General features: G+C 67.6%; 12 protein-coding genes. 4 read left to right on the top strand and 8 right to left on the bottom strand.

The annotated features are described in order from the left end of the window. Window positions 1-39: 39 nt before the first annotated feature. The 4 genes from FFS52_RS09330 to FFS52_RS09315 form a co-directional block, all read right to left on the bottom strand. A complete protein-coding gene (locus FFS52_RS09330; RefSeq protein ID WP_137809492.1) occupies window positions 40-978 on the bottom strand; it encodes a PDR/VanB family oxidoreductase in 939 nt (312 codons plus the stop codon). A gap of 92 nt (window positions 979-1,070) precedes the next feature. Next, window positions 1,071-1,769 carry a hypothetical protein gene (locus FFS52_RS09325; RefSeq protein ID WP_171011592.1) on the bottom strand — a complete coding sequence of 233 codons (699 nt, stop codon included), beginning with the start codon at window positions 1,767-1,769 and terminating at the stop codon, window positions 1,071-1,073. 171 nt (window positions 1,770-1,940) lie between these two features. Then, window positions 1,941-2,351: a globin domain-containing protein gene (locus tag FFS52_RS09320; protein ID WP_137809491.1), complete on the bottom strand. Its 411-nt coding sequence runs from the start codon at window positions 2,349-2,351 to the stop codon at window positions 1,941-1,943. Between the two features lie 130 nt (window positions 2,352-2,481). Continuing rightward, window positions 2,482-3,348 (bottom strand): helix-turn-helix transcriptional regulator, encoded by an 867-nt coding sequence (locus FFS52_RS09315; protein ID WP_137809490.1) that lies wholly within the window; start codon window positions 3,346-3,348, stop codon window positions 2,482-2,484. 171 nt (window positions 3,349-3,519) lie between these two features. Here FFS52_RS09315 and FFS52_RS09310 point away from each other — a divergent pair, with 171 nt between their 5' ends. Further along, window positions 3,520-4,539, top strand: coding sequence for a zinc-dependent alcohol dehydrogenase family protein (locus tag FFS52_RS09310; RefSeq protein ID WP_137809489.1), 1,020 nt, complete (start codon window positions 3,520-3,522; stop codon window positions 4,537-4,539). 40 nt (window positions 4,540-4,579) lie between these two features. After that, window positions 4,580-4,993, top strand: coding sequence for a cupin domain-containing protein (locus FFS52_RS09305; protein WP_065632591.1), 414 nt, complete (start codon window positions 4,580-4,582; stop codon window positions 4,991-4,993). A 68-nt stretch (window positions 4,994-5,061) separates the two neighbouring features. On the opposite strand, the gene FFS52_RS09300 is transcribed toward FFS52_RS09305, so the two are convergent. Then, complete coding sequence (locus FFS52_RS09300; RefSeq protein WP_137809488.1) at window positions 5,062-5,727, bottom strand: enoyl-CoA hydratase-related protein; 666 nt, start codon at window positions 5,725-5,727, stop codon at window positions 5,062-5,064. After that, window positions 5,724-6,383 carry a helix-turn-helix domain-containing protein gene (locus FFS52_RS09295; protein ID WP_137809487.1) on the bottom strand — a complete coding sequence of 220 codons (660 nt, stop codon included), beginning with the start codon at window positions 6,381-6,383 and terminating at the stop codon, window positions 5,724-5,726. Before FFS52_RS09295 ends, FFS52_RS09300 begins: the two co-directional genes overlap by 4 nt. Before the next feature lie 318 nt (window positions 6,384-6,701). Here FFS52_RS09295 and FFS52_RS09290 point away from each other — a divergent pair, with 318 nt between their 5' ends. Next, complete coding sequence (locus FFS52_RS09290; RefSeq protein ID WP_137809486.1) at window positions 6,702-12,200, top strand: carboxyl transferase domain-containing protein; 5,499 nt, start codon at window positions 6,702-6,704, stop codon at window positions 12,198-12,200. 193 nt (window positions 12,201-12,393) lie between these two features. On the opposite strand, the gene FFS52_RS09285 is transcribed toward FFS52_RS09290, so the two are convergent. Both FFS52_RS09285 and FFS52_RS09280 read right to left on the bottom strand, forming a co-directional pair. Beyond that, window positions 12,394-12,897 carry an SRPBCC family protein gene (locus FFS52_RS09285; protein ID WP_137809485.1) on the bottom strand — a complete coding sequence of 168 codons (504 nt, stop codon included), beginning with the start codon at window positions 12,895-12,897 and terminating at the stop codon, window positions 12,394-12,396. A gap of 47 nt (window positions 12,898-12,944) precedes the next feature. Next, the gene (locus FFS52_RS09280) at window positions 12,945-13,934 is read right to left on the bottom strand and encodes an AraC family transcriptional regulator (protein ID WP_137809484.1); all 990 of its coding nucleotides are present in this window, start codon (window positions 13,932-13,934) and stop codon (window positions 12,945-12,947) included. A 121-nt stretch (window positions 13,935-14,055) separates the two neighbouring features. On the opposite strand from FFS52_RS09280, the gene FFS52_RS09275 reads away from it, so the two are divergent. Next, window positions 14,056-15,291: a cytochrome P450 gene (locus tag FFS52_RS09275; RefSeq protein WP_068970807.1), complete on the top strand. Its 1,236-nt coding sequence runs from the start codon at window positions 14,056-14,058 to the stop codon at window positions 15,289-15,291.

The following is a 15,291-nucleotide window of genomic DNA, read 5'->3' as shown; positions in this document are numbered from 1 at the left end:
TGGAGACAGGACCGTGTGGCCGAGCCGCACTCCTCCTCATCAGATGTCGAGTACCAGGACCGACGACTTCGATCGCGACACACACGGCAAGATGACTTCGTTCGACGACCGCTCCTCGTCATCGAGGATGTCGTCGTTGTGCTCCGGGACACCGTCGACAACCCGGACCTCGCAGGTGCCACAGATGCCCGCGCGACAGGAGTTGTCGATTGCCAGTCCGGCCTCTTCGAGGATCTCGAGGAGGTCCCGATCTGCCGGCACCCGGAGTGTTCTTCCTGTCCTCGCCAGCCGTACTTCGAACTCACCGGCCGGCCGGGCGGGAGCTGAACTCGGCGCGAAGCGTTCGCGATGTAAGGCGGTCGATGGCCAAGCGGCACAGCACTGCTCGACCGCATCGATCAACGGTCCGGGCCCACAGCAGTAGACGGCCGTGTCCTGCAACGGTTCGCTCAGGAACTCCTCGAAGTCGAGCAAGCCGTACTCATCCTGGGGCAACACGTGCAGGTCTCCCCCGAGGAGTCCTCGCAGTTCATCGACGAAGGCCATCGAGTTGCGGGTCCGCCCGCCGTACACGACCGTCCAGGACCTTCCACGCCCGGCCGCCTCGTGGATCATCGGCAGAAGTGGCGTGATCCCGATGCCGCCGGCGACGAAGATGTAGCGTGCTGCGTCCACGAGCTGGAAGTTGTTGCGCGGCCCCCGCGCCGACACGACATGACCCCGCTCCAGCTTCTCGTGGATGATCTCGGACCCGCCACGGCTGGTCTGTTCGCGTAGGACCGCAATTCTCCACGTACGTTTGTCCCCCGGCGCGCCGCACAGCGAGTACTGGCGGACGAGGTCGTCTGCCAGTTCGAGTTCGATATGCGCACCGGGTGTCCAGCTCGGCAGCTCCGACCCGTCATCAGCGCACAACTCGAGACTCACGATGTCGTCGGCTTCTCGCCGTTTCGAAGCAACTCTCAGTCGCGTCTGCATGCTTCCCTCATCCCGGGCGTTGAGGTCGCATGACCGGCGTTTCACGGTGAGCCCAGCCCGGCCGCTGTCGCATTCGCGTTTCGAAACCGCACTCATGGCTGGGGAGTCATCAGACGGGTGGCGGTTTCGGGCCTGAACATGTGCAGAGCGATGTCGTGCATTCCGCGCATGGCTCGGAGAATCTCTTTCCGGTCCTCGTCCGTGCGGGCATACCGCGCGAGAATCTGCCTTCCGAGCCCCACGTGGAACTTCTCGTCGATCTCGATCTTTCGATGCACCCGCACGACCTCGTCGAAGCCGTGTTGTTCACCAGCGAGGAATGTCGGTTCGAGACTGCCGGTTGCCGAAGTCTCGGATGCATTCCACGCGGCGATCGCAGCCAGTGGATGGCGGTCGAGACAGTCCCAGAGAAACTCGCTCCACTGGAGACTGTCCGCAGGGACCGAGGTCGGGACCTTACCGCCCAGCGACTCCACCGCGTTGCCGACCAGCTCGTAGTGCTCAGCCTCCTGGAAGGCCTGTTTCGCGAGCAGTGTGACGTGCTTCCGCTCGAAACCCATTCCATAGCGCTGGATCTCAGCGTTCAGTAGGAATACGTAGTCAATCTCCCGCCACGCGCGCGTCGCGAGCCACTCGGCCAGGATGATGGGTTTCGGATCCCTGCTGAAGTTGTCGAAGAAATCCTCGCTGGTTCGCCGCGCGTTGCTGAAGATGGCGTCGAGGATCTCGTTCACCTCGTCGATGATCGGATCGAGCCCCGTTCCGCCTCTCACGTTCCGCACACTGACCATGACCCGCACCTTTCGTAGACGTTGCTATCGATTATCGATTATCGATCGTCCGTGTGCGGCCGTCAAACGGAACGGCAGCAGGTGTCCAGGCGCGCACTAAAACGTCCGGGTCGGCGGGCGGGCCTGCGCCCGCCCTGCCGACCCGGAGTCGTCGTGAGTTGCCGGACTCGTTCAGTCGGCGACGGCGGGATACGCGTCGAGCATCAGGCCGGCGACCGCACCGAGGGCGTCGGTCCAGGCAGCGGTCATCTCGTCGGTCCACTCCGCGCCGCCGCGCTCGGCCATCGTCGCGATGAGCGCATCGGCCACCCAGCCGTACATCACGGGCGTCACGCCGAGGTCGTTGTGCCGGCGTCCGAGCGCACCGAGTGTGCGGCCGAGCCACTCGGCGTCGTCGAGGTGGTCGAGGACCGCGGCTATGGCCTGCTGCAGCATCGTGGCCTGTGGTCGGAGGTCGTCGCCGAACATCGGCCGAACCTCCGGATGTTCGGTGAACAATCGGTCGTAGAAGTCGAGCATCAACTTCTGTTCGTCGTCAATGACCAGGGAAAGGCTGTCCTGCAATACCTCTGGGTTCAACATGGGGGGCTGCACCTCGTCGGAATCGTGCGATGTAGCAATGAAACAGTTCTTGTATCTCTGTCACATCTAGCACGACGTAGGCCCTCGCACAGCGGAATGGCCGGACCGGCACAGATCAGGCTGACGTGACTCAGAGGCCGGCGACCTCGCTGGCCGCGTAGGAAGCGAGCAATCGAAGGCGTTCCGCGCTGGGGGAGCCGGGCTCGGCGGCGTAGATCATCAGGATCGTCCCGGGATCGGCGGTGACGGCGAGTTCCTCGTAGGCCAGGGTCAGTTCGCCGACCACCGGGTGGTGGAAGCGTTTCGTCCCGGTGCCGTGTGTCCGGACGTTGTGCGCGGCCCAGAGTGTGCGGAAAGTGTCGCTGCGCGTGGACAATTCGCCCACGAGATCCTGGAGCGCTTTGTCGTGCGGATCGCGTCCCGCCTCGGCCCGCATGATGGCGACGCACATCTCGGCGAACAATTCCCAGTCCGGGTAGAAGTCACGACTGGCCGGGTCGAGGAACTGGAAGCGGGCCAGGTTCGGCGTGCGGCCGCCGTCGCCGATGACCGGCGAATAGAAGGCGCGGCCGAGGGCATTGGTGGCCAGCAGGTCCTGATGCGAGTCGCGCACGAAGGCGACGGCGTCGGTGATGGCGGCGAGTGCCCAGGTCAGGCTGTGGCGAGAGGCCGTGGCCTTCGCCGAACGACGCCTCGGCCGTCCGGAGGCGGGTATCCCGTCGGCGGCCCGGGCGAGGTCGAGAAGGTGGGCGCGCTCCGTGTCGTCGAGTTGCAGGGCTCGCGCGAGTGATTCGAGAACCGACGACGACGCACCGGCGATGGTGCCCCGTTCCAGGCGGGAGTAGTACTCGACGCTCACCCCGGCGAGGGTCGCCACCTCGCTGCGTCGAAGACCGGGTACGCGGCGATTACCGCCGGCCGGGAGCCCTGCGGTCTCGGGCGAGATCTTCGCGCGTCGCGACATCAGGAATTCGCGGACCTCGGCTCGGTTGTCCATGTGCCCAGCGTAGGACGGTCGGAAGCGTGCAGGGGTGCCCTGTCAGTACACCTCCCGACAGGAACTGTCGCGGACGCGACGCATGCGGTTGCCTTGATGGGTGACCGCATCTGCCGTCGTGCTCGTCTCGTGAGGCGAGCAGGTGGCGGAACCGACTGACGAGGAGAACACATGCGCGGAGTGATCATGGATGCCCCCGGCACCATCCGGGTGGACGATCGCGAGAACCCGACCATCCAGGAACCGACCGACGCGATCATCAAGGTCGCCGCGACCTGCGTCTGCGGGTCGGATCTGTGGCCGTACCGCGGCATCGAAGACGTCGATCACGCGCCGATGGGCCACGAGTACGTCGGCACCGTCACCGAGGTCGGCGACCAGGTGTCGTCGATCAAGGTGGGCGACTTCGTGGTGGGTTCGTTCTTCGCCTCGGACAACACGTGCGAGATCTGCCGTGCCGGCTATCAGTCCCGGTGTGTGCACGCCGAGCCGATGGGCGCCCTCGGTACGCAGGCCGAATACGCCCGGATTCCGCACGCCGACGGCACGCTCGTGGCAACACCCGGTCAGCCGGATGCCGACCTCATCCCGTCGCTGCTCGCGGCGTCGGACGTGCTCGGCACCGGTTGGTTCGGTGCCGTGGCGGCTGAGGTGGGTCCGGGTAAGACCGTGGCCGTCGTCGGCGACGGCGCGGTCGGACTGCTCGGTGTGCTGGCCGCGAAACACCTGGGCGCCGAACGCATCATCGCGATGAGCAGGCACGCGGACCGGCAGGCGCTTGCGCGCGAGTTCGGGGCGACCGACATCGTGTCCGAACGGGGCGACGAGGGCGTGGCACGTATCAAGGAGCTCACCGACGGACTCGGCGCGCATTCGGTCATCGAAGCTGTTGGGACGCAGGAGTCGATGATGCAGGCCATCCGGTCGACGCGACCCGGCGGCCATGTGGGTTACGTCGGCGTCTCGCACGACGTCGAGCTGCCCGGTCTCGAGCTGTTCTTCTCCGGCGTCCACCTGCACGGCGGACCGGCCCCGGTGCGACGCTTCCTGCCCGACCTGATCGACCTGATCTGGAAGCGGGAGATCGACCCCGGCAAGGTCTTCGACCTCACCCTCCCGCTCGACGACGCCGCCGAGGGATACCGCGCCATGGACGAGCGCCGCGCGACCAAGGTGCTGCTCACCGTCTGACCTCGGTCGGTACCCTCACGGCAAACGAAAGGTGTTCAGCATGAAGATCACTCGCAGTTCCATCGACACCGTCAAAGGTCCCGGCGACTGGTTCACCGGCGACGTCTACATCGATGCGGCGGCCGCCTCGCCACCGCCGTCCCGGGTGTCGGCAAGCCTCGTCCATTTCATGCCGGGGGCGCGGACGCACTGGCACCGGCACCCGCTCAGCCAGACGGTCTTCGTCACCGAGGGGATCGGCCTGTGCCAGCGGCGCGGTGGCCCCATCGAGGTCATCCGCCCCGGCGATCGCGTCCTCTTCGAAGCCGACGAGGAGCACTGGCACGGAGCCGCCCCCACGCGCCTGATGGTCCATCTCGCGATCAACGAGGGCGACGACGACCACGATGTCGTGCAGTGGCTGCAACCGGTCACCGACGAGGAGTACGGGCAGGCGCCGGATCTCGGGATCTGATCAGTCGAACCCGACGGTGGCCGGGGTCTTCGGGGTTGCCTGACACGTCAGCAGCCTGGATCGTTCTGTCATGATCGAGCTCGGCCATGCCGCAATGCCGTCGTCACCGACTCGAACATCGTCGACTTGATGGCCCCGAGGGTCGCCCGGTCCTTGCCGACGATCGGAGACAGCGTGTCCAGGGCTGCCCCGACGATCTCCCCCTCGGCCGCAGTGCCGTCGATCAAGCCGCCGTCCAGAGCTTCGGCGCTTCCGAAGCGATGACCGGTGCTCATCGCGACGAGCGCTGCCTGCGGGGTGAGTTTGGCCTGGATGAGCGCGGCCATCCCGGGGGTGAACGGGATGTTGATGTCCACTTCCGGGAAGCAGTAGTAACCGCGGTCGGCGCGCATGATCCGGAAGTCATGAGCGATGGCGAACATCGCTCCCGCCCCGAAGGCGTGACCGTTGACCGCTGCAACGGTCGGCAGCGAGAACGTGAGGATGCGCGCGAGCAGCGTTTGCACGGCCTCGACGTACCAGTCGGCTCGATCGCCGTTGGCGATGAGCCAGTCCAGGTCCAGACCATTGGAGTAGAACTTGCCGTCGCCCACGGTGATCAGGCCTTTGGCGTTCGCCTCGGCGTCCTTGAGGAGTGAACCGACGGCGTCGAGCCAATCGGGGGAGAACCGGTTCTCGTCGTCGCCGATGGTCAGGATGGCGATGTCGTCCCGATAGTCCAGTGAAGCTGTCATGACGGGTCCTTTCGCGAAGAAGTGGACTGATGCGATGGTTCGGTTGGGGTGAGGGACAGTACGGCGCGGACCGCCGTTGCAATGCGTTCGCGGGTTGCGGCATCGGGGGTTCTCCTGCCGCGCAGAAGCAATGCAGTCGGAAGTTCGACCACGCAGTCTCTGATGACGGACACGGCGTCACGGTCTGCGCGCTGCCAGACCGCCTGGGACAACTCGACGAACAACGACGTCAACGACCGGTCGAGACCGCGGAGCTCCCTCGCGAGGTCGTCGGGAAGGTCATTGGACCCAAGCAGTTCTCCGCGATCGACCGTGAGTAGGAAGCCACCCCGCACAGGAGCTTCGAGCAAGAACCGTGCGGGCGCATCCGCGGCGACGACGACGGCTTCGACTGCGGAGTCACTGCGGCCGTCGCCGCCGGTGAGGACCGCGTCGACCGCTTCGCGCTGAGCGGCGAGGAATTGCTCGGCAGCGCGCAACCACACCCTTCCCACGAGACCCGCGCGCGACCCGAACGCGTGATAGATCGCGCCGTTGGACATCGAGGTGAGCTCCGACAGCGCACGAACCGTCACCGCCGCAGGGCCGGCCCGGACCGCCAAGCCCTCGGCCGCATCCATCAACTGCTCGAGGTCGTGCCTGCGAGGACGAGGCATGACGAAACTCTAACAGAGCACGCGCTCTGTAATGCCACCGCAGCCCGGGTCGACCCCGACTCGGGTTCGATGCAGCTCTCCCAGCGACTGTCGCCGAGGTGCCCGTGCTCCGAGGAGCCTGGCGGTTGCGCGAAATTGACCGCCTGAAGTCCGGATCGCGTGGTTTCGCGCACCTCGCGACGCGCCGTACTCGCGCGTAGCGATTTGACTCGTAAGAATCACAGCGTCGAACCACCCCGCACGTCCCGGATCGCCACTGAGCTGGGCCGCTGCGCTGTACCGTACCTGCGGACCTTCAACCGCACGACGACGACGTGAATGGAGCCGGTGTTGTTTTCTCGTATCGCCATCGTGAACCGAGGTGAGGCCGCGATGCGGCTCATCCACGCCGTTCGGGGCCTCTCGGAAGAGACCGGGCAATCCATCGAGGTCATCGCGCTGCACACCGACGTGGATCGCAATGCCACGTTCGTACGTGAGGCGGACGTCGCATACGACCTCGGGCCTGCCGCGTCGCGTCCGTACCTGAACATGAAGGTGCTCGAGCACGCCCTGCTGGAGACCGGTGCCGACGCGGCATGGGTCGGTTGGGGCTTCGTGGCCGAGGATCCGCTGTTCGCCGAACTCTGCGACCGCATCGGCGTCACCTTCGTCGGGCCGTCGGCCGAGGCGATGCGCAAACTGGGCGACAAGATCGGCGCCAAGCTCATCGCCGAAGAAGTGGGCGTCCCGGTGGCGGCGTGGAGTCGCGGCGGTGTGGACACCCTCGACGAGGCTGTGGCCGCGGCAGCCCAGATCGGCTACCCGCTGATGCTGAAGGCCACGGCCGGCGGTGGTGGCCGCGGCATCCGCAAGGTCACCAGCGATGCCGATCTCCGTGACGCCTACACCCGCACCCGCGAGGAGGCCGAGCGCGCCTTCGGCAGTGGCGTGGTGTTCCTGGAACGGCTCGTCACCGGCGCGCGCCACGTGGAGGTCCAGGTCATCGCCGACGGCCAGGGCACCGCGTGGGCGCTGGGCGTCCGCGACTGCTCGGTTCAGCGACGCAACCAGAAGATCATCGAGGAATCGGCGTCGCCGGTCCTGCCCGCCGACCGTGTCGCCGAGCTCAAGGCGTCGGCGGAGCGGCTCGCCGTGGCCGTGGGATACCGCGGCGCGGCCACCGTCGAGTTCCTCTACCACCCGGGCGAGAACCTGCTCGCGTTCCTCGAGGTCAACACCCGCCTACAGGTGGAACACCCCATCACCGAGGCGACGACCGGCTTCGACCTGGTCCGTGCCCAGCTGCACGTGGCGTCGGGCGGCCGCCTCGAGGGTGAGCCGCCGGTCGAACGCGGGCACGCCATCGAAGCCCGCCTCAACGCCGAGGATCCCGACCGCGACTTCGCCCCCGCGCCCGGCCGTATCGACCTGCTCGAGCTGCCCGCCGGCCCCGGCATCCGCGTCGACACCGGCGTCAGCGAGGGCGACACCATCCCCGCCGATTTCGACTCGATGATCGCCAAGATCATCGCCTACGGGCGGAACCGCGACGAGGCACTCGGCCGCCTCCGCCGGGCCATGCGCGAGACCCGCGTGATCATCGCCGGCGGCGCGACCAACAAGAGCTTCGTGCTGGAGCTGCTCGCGCAGCCGCAGGTCATCGACGGGAGCGCGGACACCGGCTGGATCGACCGCGTGCGTGCCGAGGGCGGCCTCGTCGCCAACCGGCACTCGGCGATCGCGCTGATCGCCGCCGCCATCGACGCGTACGAGGAAGAGGAACTCGTCGAGCGGCAGCGGCTGATGTCGACGGCCTCCGGCGGTCGTCCGCAGGTGCAGCACGACAGCGGCCGTCCGCTCGATCTGAAGCTGCGCGGCGTCGCGTATCGCGTCCGGGTCGGGGCCATCGGCGCGCACCGCTTCCGCGTGACCATCGAGGCGCCGGGCGAGATCCGGACCGCCGATGTCGACCTCGAACGCTTCGACGAGCACGCCGCGCAGCTCGTGGTCAACCGGGTGCGCTACCGCCTGCTCACCGACACCCACGGGCCGATCCACCTCGTCGACGTGGACGGCGTCACCCACCGCGTCAGCCGCGACGAGGGCGGTGTGGTGCGCTCGCCCGCGCCGGCGCTCGTCGTCGCGACGCCGCTGCAGGCCGGCGACGAGGTCGACGCGGGCGCCCCCATCCTAGTGCTGGAGAGCATGAAGATGGAGACCGTCCTGCGCGCGCCGGTGCGCTCACGTGTCAAGGAGTGCGCGGTGTCGGTCGGCACCCAGGTGGAGACGGGCGCGACCCTGATGCGCCTCGAACCGCTCGCCGACGACGAGGACGACGCCGTCGAGGAGGTGGCCGCCGACGCCGTCGACCTGGAGCTGCCTGCCGAGCTCGAGGTCGATCCCACCGAACGCACCACCCGCAGTCAGGAAGACCTCCGCAGCCAGCTGCTCGGCTTCGACGTCGACCCGAACCACCGGATGCGCCTGCTCGACGAGTACCTCGCCGTCCGGCGCGCCGCGTTCGACAGCGGCCGTCGTCCGCTGGCCGACGAGCTCGAACTGGTGACGGTGTTCGCCGACCTGGCCGAGCTGAGCCAGAACCGGCCGTCGAGTCATGACGTCGGTGTCGAGCACGTGCACAGCGCACGCGAGAACTTCCACACCTACCTGCAGAGTCTGGACGTCGAACGCGACGGGCTGCCCGCGGCGTTCCACGACCAGCTGAGCCGCGCGCTCAGCCACTACGGCGTGACCGACCTCGAGCGCACCCCGGAGCTCGAGGCCGCAGTGTTCCGGATCTTCCTCGCGCTGCAGAACCCGAACGACTCGGCCGCGGTGATCAGCTCGCTGCTGTTGGAATGGCTCGACGAGCCGACCCCGCGCGACGAACTGCGCGACGCGGTGGGCACCGCCCTCGACCGCCTCGTCGCCGCCACCCAGGTCCGCTTCCCGGCCGTCGCCGACCTCGCCCGCGGCGTCATCTACGCCTGGTACGGCCAGCCGCTGCTGCTGCGCGACCGCGCCCGCGTCTACAGCAATGTGCGCAAACAGCTCAAGTACCTCGACGAGAACCCCGACGCCGCCGACCGCACCAGCCGCATCGACGACATGGTGCGCAGCACCGAACCGCTCGTCCGGCTTCTCGGCCAGCGCATCGAACGGCACGCCGACAACACGGTGATGCTTGAGGTGCTGACCCGGCGCTACTACGGCAACCGCGGCCTCGCCGACATCCGGACCCGGCAGGCCGGCGGTGCGACATTCGTGGTCGCCCGGCGAGATGCCGGTGACATCGCTTCGGCCGCAGTCGGTTTCGACGCCCTGCCGGCGACGATCGGCGGACTCGCCGAACTCGCCCGCGACACCGCCGCGGTCGATGCCGACATCTACCTGGCATGGGAGCAGCAACCCGACGACTTCGACGTGCTCGCCGAGACACTGCACGACATCGTCGCCACCAGTTCGCTTCCGCCGCAGGTGCACCGCGTCACCATCACGGTCGCCGGCAGCGCCGATGCGCGGATGCATCACCACGTGACCTTCCGGCCGTCGGCGACGGGTATGGCCGAGGAACGCCTGATCCGCGGACTGCACCCCTACATCGCGCAGCGCATGCAGATGGAACGGCTCCGTAAGTTCGACCTCACCCGACTGCCGTCGTCGGACGACGAAGAGGTCTACCTCTTCCGTTGTGTCGCAAGGGAGAACGCGTCGGACCGCCGTCTCGTCGCCTTTGCCCAGGTCCGCGACCTGACCGCACTGCGCGACCAGGACGGCCGCCTGCTGACGCTGCCGACCGCCGAGGCGGCGCTCGCGTCGTGCGTCGACTCGATCCGGCGCGCGCAGCGCGGTTCCACCAACCTGTCCAGCGCCAACCGGATCATCATGTACGTGTGGCCGCCGATCGACGTCGACGCCGACGTCCTCGACGCGATCGCCGACCACATCCGCGGCACGACACAGGGAGTGGGGCTCGAAGAGGTCCAGCTCATCGCGCGTCGCCGCGACCGCGACACCGGCGAGCTGAGCAAGGTCTCGGTCCATTTCTCGGTCAACCCGACCGGCGGGTTCGACGTCCGGGTCGTCGACCCGACCGACGAGCCGATCGAACCGGTCGACGAGTACCGCCAGAAGGTGCTGCGGGCAGCGAAGCGCAACACCGTCTACCCGTACGAATTGGCCGCCATCCTGGGCGATTTCACCGAGTACGACCTCGACGCCGAGCAGCGTCTGGTGCCGGTCGACCGGGCCAAGGGGCGCAACTCGGCGGCGATCGTCGCCGGTGTGGTCACCACGCCGACCGAGAAGTACCCGCGCGGCGTCACCCGCGTGGTCCTGCTCGGCGACCCGACGAAATCGCTGGGCGCGCTGGCAGAACCGGAGTGCAGCCGGCTGGTCGCGGCGCTTGACCTCGCCGAGCAGATGCAGGTCCCGCTCGAGTGGTACGCACTGTCGTCGGGCGCGCGGATCTCCATGGATTCCGGCACAGAGAACATGGACTGGATCGCCCGGGCGCTGAAGCGCATCGTCGAGTTCACGCAGGCCGGCGGTGAGATCAACATCGTCGTGGCCGGGATCAACGTGGGCGGGCAGCCGTACTGGAACGCCGAGGCGACGATGCTCATGCACACCAAGGGCATCCTCGTGATGACACCGGAGTCGGCCATGGTGCTCACCGGCAAGCAGTCGCTGGACTTCTCCGGCGGTGTGTCGGCGGAAGACAACTTCGGCATCGGCGGTTACGACCGCGTCATGGGCCCCAACGGCCAGGCGCAGTACTGGGCGCCGAATCTCGGTGCGGCACGGGACCTTCTGATGGCTCATTACGAGCACACCTACGTGGCGTCGGGCGAGCAGACCCCGCGTCGCGCGATCACGAGCGACCCGGTGGACCGCGACATCTCCGACTACCCGCACGTCCTGGCGGGCAGCGACTTCACCACGGTCGGGCAGATCTTCTCGGCGGCCACCAACCCGGACCGCAAGAAGCCCTTCGACATCCGCACGGTGATCCGCGCCGTCGCCGACCAGGACCACCCGGTGCTGGAGCGCTGGGCGGGGATGGCCGACGCGGAGACCGCGGTCGTGTGCGATCTGCACATGGGCGGAATCCCGGTGTGCCTGTTGGGTATCGAGTCGAGGGAGGTGCCGCGCCGGGGATACACCCCCACGGACGGTCCCGACACCTACACGGCCGGCACGCTGTTCCCGCAGTCGTCGAAGAAGGCGGCGCGCGCGATCAACGTGGCCAGCGGAAACCGACCGCTCGTGGTGCTGGCGAACCTGTCCGGGTTCGACGGATCGCCGGAGTCGCTGCGCAAGCTCCAGCTGGAGTACGGCGCGGAGATCGGCCGGGCCATCGTGAACTTCGAGGGCCCCATCGTGTTCTGCGTGATCTCGCGCTACCACGGTGGTGCATTCGTGGTGTTCTCGAAGGCGTTGAACCCCAACATGACAGTGCTCGCGATCGACGGGTCGTTCGCGTCGGTCCTCGGCGGTGCCCCCGCGGCGGCGGTGGTCTTCGCCGGCGACGTGGCTAAGCGGGTCAGTGCCGACGCACGGGTGCGTGAACTCGAGGCGGAGACCGCACAGGCCACCGGCCCCGACCGCTCACGGCTCAACGCCGAGCTGGCCGATCTGCGTCAGTCGGTGCGCGCGGAGAAGATCAGCGAGATCGCCGCGGAGTTCGACGCGGTGCACAGCATCCGACGCGCCGTCGAGGTCGGTTCGGTCGACGCGGTCATCCAGGCCGACGAGCTCCGGCCCCAGATCATCGGCGCGATCGAGAAGTCGCCGGCGTGGGGTCGGCAGGACTCGCAGGTGGCCAGCTCGTAGAGCCTGCGCTTCTTGATCCGAAAGAACCTGTTTGTGCTAGGAGCGAGCCCAACTACTGCTCCCTGAGGAGGCCGGAGCTTGCGGAGGCCGTCACGAAGGGTCTTCGCAACTCGCCTCGGGAAGACCCTTCGTGACGCGCCCTCCGCAAGCTCCGGGCGCTCCTCAGGGAGCGGGGGGCAGTCGTTCTTTCGGATCAGGGAGCAGAGACGCCGCGTTCGACGATCTCCTTGATCGCCGCGAGGGTGACCGGAATCCCCGACAGCGCGGCGTCGCGGCGCTGCTCGAGTTGGGCGTCGGCGTCGTCCCCGAACCGCTGCGCGAACAGCTCGAACCCGGCCGGCTGCACGGCCCACGATTCGGTCAGCGTCGTCCCGTCGTCGTCGGGTTCGATCGTGTACGACCACCGCACGGCGTCGCCGTTGACCATCCAGGCGAACTCGACGGGCTCCTGTGCGGCGACCACCCGCGACTGGGTCTCCCACACCCGCTCGGGTGTCTCGTTGCGGCCGAAGAACCACGCGCCCACCTCCGGTCCGGTCGCGGGCTCCTTCCACCAGCACGCCTTGCAGATCGGGCTCCACTCGCCGGTGCGAGCGATGTCGGTCACCACGTCCCAGACCTGCTGCGGCGTGGCATCGACGGCGATGGACTCGGAGTGGGTGAATCGGGCACTGCGGTCGATGTCGCTGGTCGTCATGGGCCCTTCCTGCGGTCGCGTACCGACCATCCTAGGGAGGGCGCCGCTCAGGGCGCGATGGTCCGGTACCGGGACGGGCTGACCCCGAAGGTCCGGCTGAACGCACGACTGAAGTGCGACGGGTCGCGGAACCCGACGTGTGCGCAGATGTCGGCGACGCCCAGATCGCTCTGGACGAGCAGGTTACGGGCCCGGTCGAGCCGCCGGGCGTAGAGCCACGCCCGAGGTGTGGTGCCGGTCGTGCTGAACAGCTTGTGGACGTAGCGCACCGACATCCCGAGCTCTGCGGCCACCAGTGCGATGGTGTGGTCGGGATCGTGGATGTGATCGGCCATCGCGTTCTGGACCGCGCGGAGGTCGGCGGCGTGTATCCGGTCGGTCGCGGTGCGAGGTGAGACCTGCTCGGTCATCGCGCCGGCGACCATGTCGAGGACCGCGCTCGCCACCGTGCTCGACGACGGCACGGAGATGCCCTGGACCTGGGCCGCGACATCGACCAGGAAGTTCGACACCAGCCGTCCGATGCCCGAGTCGACCGCGATGGCCCGGCCCGTCGCGTCGTCGACGACGTCGTGGGTTGCCCGCGCGATGAGCTGTTCCCGCGGGGCGCGCACGACGATCTGCTCGAACTCGGTTGCGCCACTGACGACGAAAGGTGCAGTGGCGTCGATGATCCCGAAGGCGCCGTGTTCCAGCAATCCGGTGCGCTCACCCTGTGAGATCGTCGCGGCCCCCTGGGTGATGAGGCACAGCAGATAGTCGTCGGCCGGATCGGATTCGATCATCGCCGGCGTGCGCACGACGGTGTGCGGATCGGCGCGGACCACGCTGACCGACAGGGCGCCGACGGGTCGGGCGACGATCTGTGCGGTGAACGGGCGTCGGTCCTGGGGCCAGTCGATGTCCATCTCGCAGAAGGTGGCGTCGAGGGCCTCGGCCCACCGCACCCGGCCCTCGGCACTCGCAAGCTCGCGGGTGCTCAGTTCCACGGATCCGGCGGTGCGCGCGGAGTCATCCATCGGTGCATTCGCAGTCATTCTCTCCCACCACCTCCACCCATAGTGTTCCAGATCACAAGACATCGCCGACGTGGCCGGCGGCATGACCGAACGAGCCGGCCCCAGACAACAGATATCCGGAACGACAACGGAGAGTCACATGACCGCAGTACAGCCCTCCCACGAGGTCACCCCGAAGTTCGTCGAAGAGATCACGATGGCCGAGCTGGAGGCCGATCCGTACCCCTTCTACGAGCGGCTCCGAAAGGAGGCGCCGGTGGCGTTCGTGCCGTCACTCGGGATGTACATCGTCTCGACCCGCGAACTCTGCATGCAGATCGCGAAGGACTCGGACACCTGGCCTGCGGTGATCTCCCCGGCCGGCGGACGCACGTTCGGCCACGGTGCGCTGCTCAACTCGAACGGCCCCGAGCATCGCGACCTGCGCGACATGGTCGAGCCGCATCTGCAACCGTCGGCTGTCGACGACTACATCGACGATCTGGTGCGTCCGTTCGCACGCGAACTGCTGGAGCGGATCGAGGACAACGGTTCGGCCGACATCGTCGCCGAGTACTGCGAACCGGTCAGTGTCCGTGCCCTCGGCGACCTGCTGGGCCTCGGAGATGTGAGCACGGACAAACTGCGGGAGTGGTTCCACAAGCTCAGCGGCTCGTTCACCAACTCCGCGATGACGCCCGACGGCGAGTTCGCCAATCCCGACGGCTTCGTCCCGGGGGACGAGGCGAAGGCCGAGATCATCGCGCACGTCGACCCCAAGATCGACGAGTGGATCGTCAACCCGGATCACAGCGCGATCTCGCACTGGCTCCACGACGGGATGCCGGAAGGCCAGACGCGCAGCCGCGACGTCATCTACCCCAACCTGTATGTGTTCCTTCTCGGGGCGATGCAGGAGCCGGGACATGCGATGGCGACCACACTCGCCGGTCTGTTCAGCCGGCCGGAACAGCTCGAGCGGGTCGTCGACGATCCCGGCCTCATCCCCAGGGCGGTCGGTGAGGGTATGCGGTGGGTCGCGCCGATCTGGTCGGCGGCCGTAAAGATCGCCACCGACGAGGTCGTGGTCGGCGGGGTGACGATCCCGCAGAACTCCTTGGTGATGCTCTCCTACGGTTCGGCGAATCAGGACGAGAACGCCTACGACGCCCCGACCGCCTACGACCTCGACCGCGCGGTGATCCCGAACATGACCTTCGGCGGCGGTGTCCATGCCTGTGCGGGAACCTACTTCGCCAACAACGTGATCAGGATCGCGCTCGAGGAACTCCTGGAGACGATCCCCAACATCGAGCGCGACACCGACCACGAGGTCAACTTCTGGGGCTGGGGCTTCCGTGGCCCCAAGGAGCTCCACATCCAGTGGGAGGTCTGA

It is taken from the genome of Gordonia sp. ALPHA1B1 (genome assembly GCF_005502615.1).
Taxonomy (GTDB): domain Bacteria; phylum Actinomycetota; class Actinomycetes; order Mycobacteriales; family Mycobacteriaceae; genus Gordonia; species Gordonia hongkongensis.
Note: the sequence above shows the minus strand (reverse complement) of the source record. Positions and strands in the feature narration are given on the sequence as shown.

Bases quoted from the DNA above. Each gene is read 5' to 3' on its own strand.
- FFS52_RS09290 (WP_137809486.1), top strand. From the start codon at position 6,702: ATGGAGCCGGTGTTGTTTTCTCGTATCGCCATCGTGAACCGAGGTGAG.
- FFS52_RS09280 (WP_137809484.1), bottom strand. From the start codon at position 13,934: ATGACTGCGAATGCACCGATGGATGACTCCGCGCGCACCGCCGGATCC.
- FFS52_RS09295 (WP_137809487.1), bottom strand. From the start codon at position 6,383: ATGCCTCGTCCTCGCAGGCACGACCTCGAGCAGTTGATGGATGCGGCC.
- FFS52_RS09325 (WP_171011592.1), bottom strand. From the start codon at position 1,769: ATGGTCAGTGTGCGGAACGTGAGAGGCGGAACGGGGCTCGATCCGATC.
- FFS52_RS09300 (WP_137809488.1), bottom strand. From the start codon at position 5,727: ATGACAGCTTCACTGGACTATCGGGACGACATCGCCATCCTGACCATC.
- FFS52_RS09320 (WP_137809491.1), bottom strand. From the start codon at position 2,351: ATGTTGAACCCAGAGGTATTGCAGGACAGCCTTTCCCTGGTCATTGAC.
- FFS52_RS09275 (WP_068970807.1), top strand. From the start codon at position 14,056: ATGACCGCAGTACAGCCCTCCCACGAGGTCACCCCGAAGTTCGTCGAA.
- FFS52_RS09330 (WP_137809492.1), bottom strand. From the start codon at position 978: ATGCAGACGCGACTGAGAGTTGCTTCGAAACGGCGAGAAGCCGACGAC.
- FFS52_RS09315 (WP_137809490.1), bottom strand. From the start codon at position 3,348: ATGGACAACCGAGCCGAGGTCCGCGAATTCCTGATGTCGCGACGCGCG.
- FFS52_RS09305 (WP_065632591.1), top strand. From the start codon at position 4,580: ATGAAGATCACTCGCAGTTCCATCGACACCGTCAAAGGTCCCGGCGAC.
- FFS52_RS09285 (WP_137809485.1), bottom strand. From the start codon at position 12,897: ATGACGACCAGCGACATCGACCGCAGTGCCCGATTCACCCACTCCGAG.
- FFS52_RS09310 (WP_137809489.1), top strand. From the start codon at position 3,520: ATGCGCGGAGTGATCATGGATGCCCCCGGCACCATCCGGGTGGACGAT.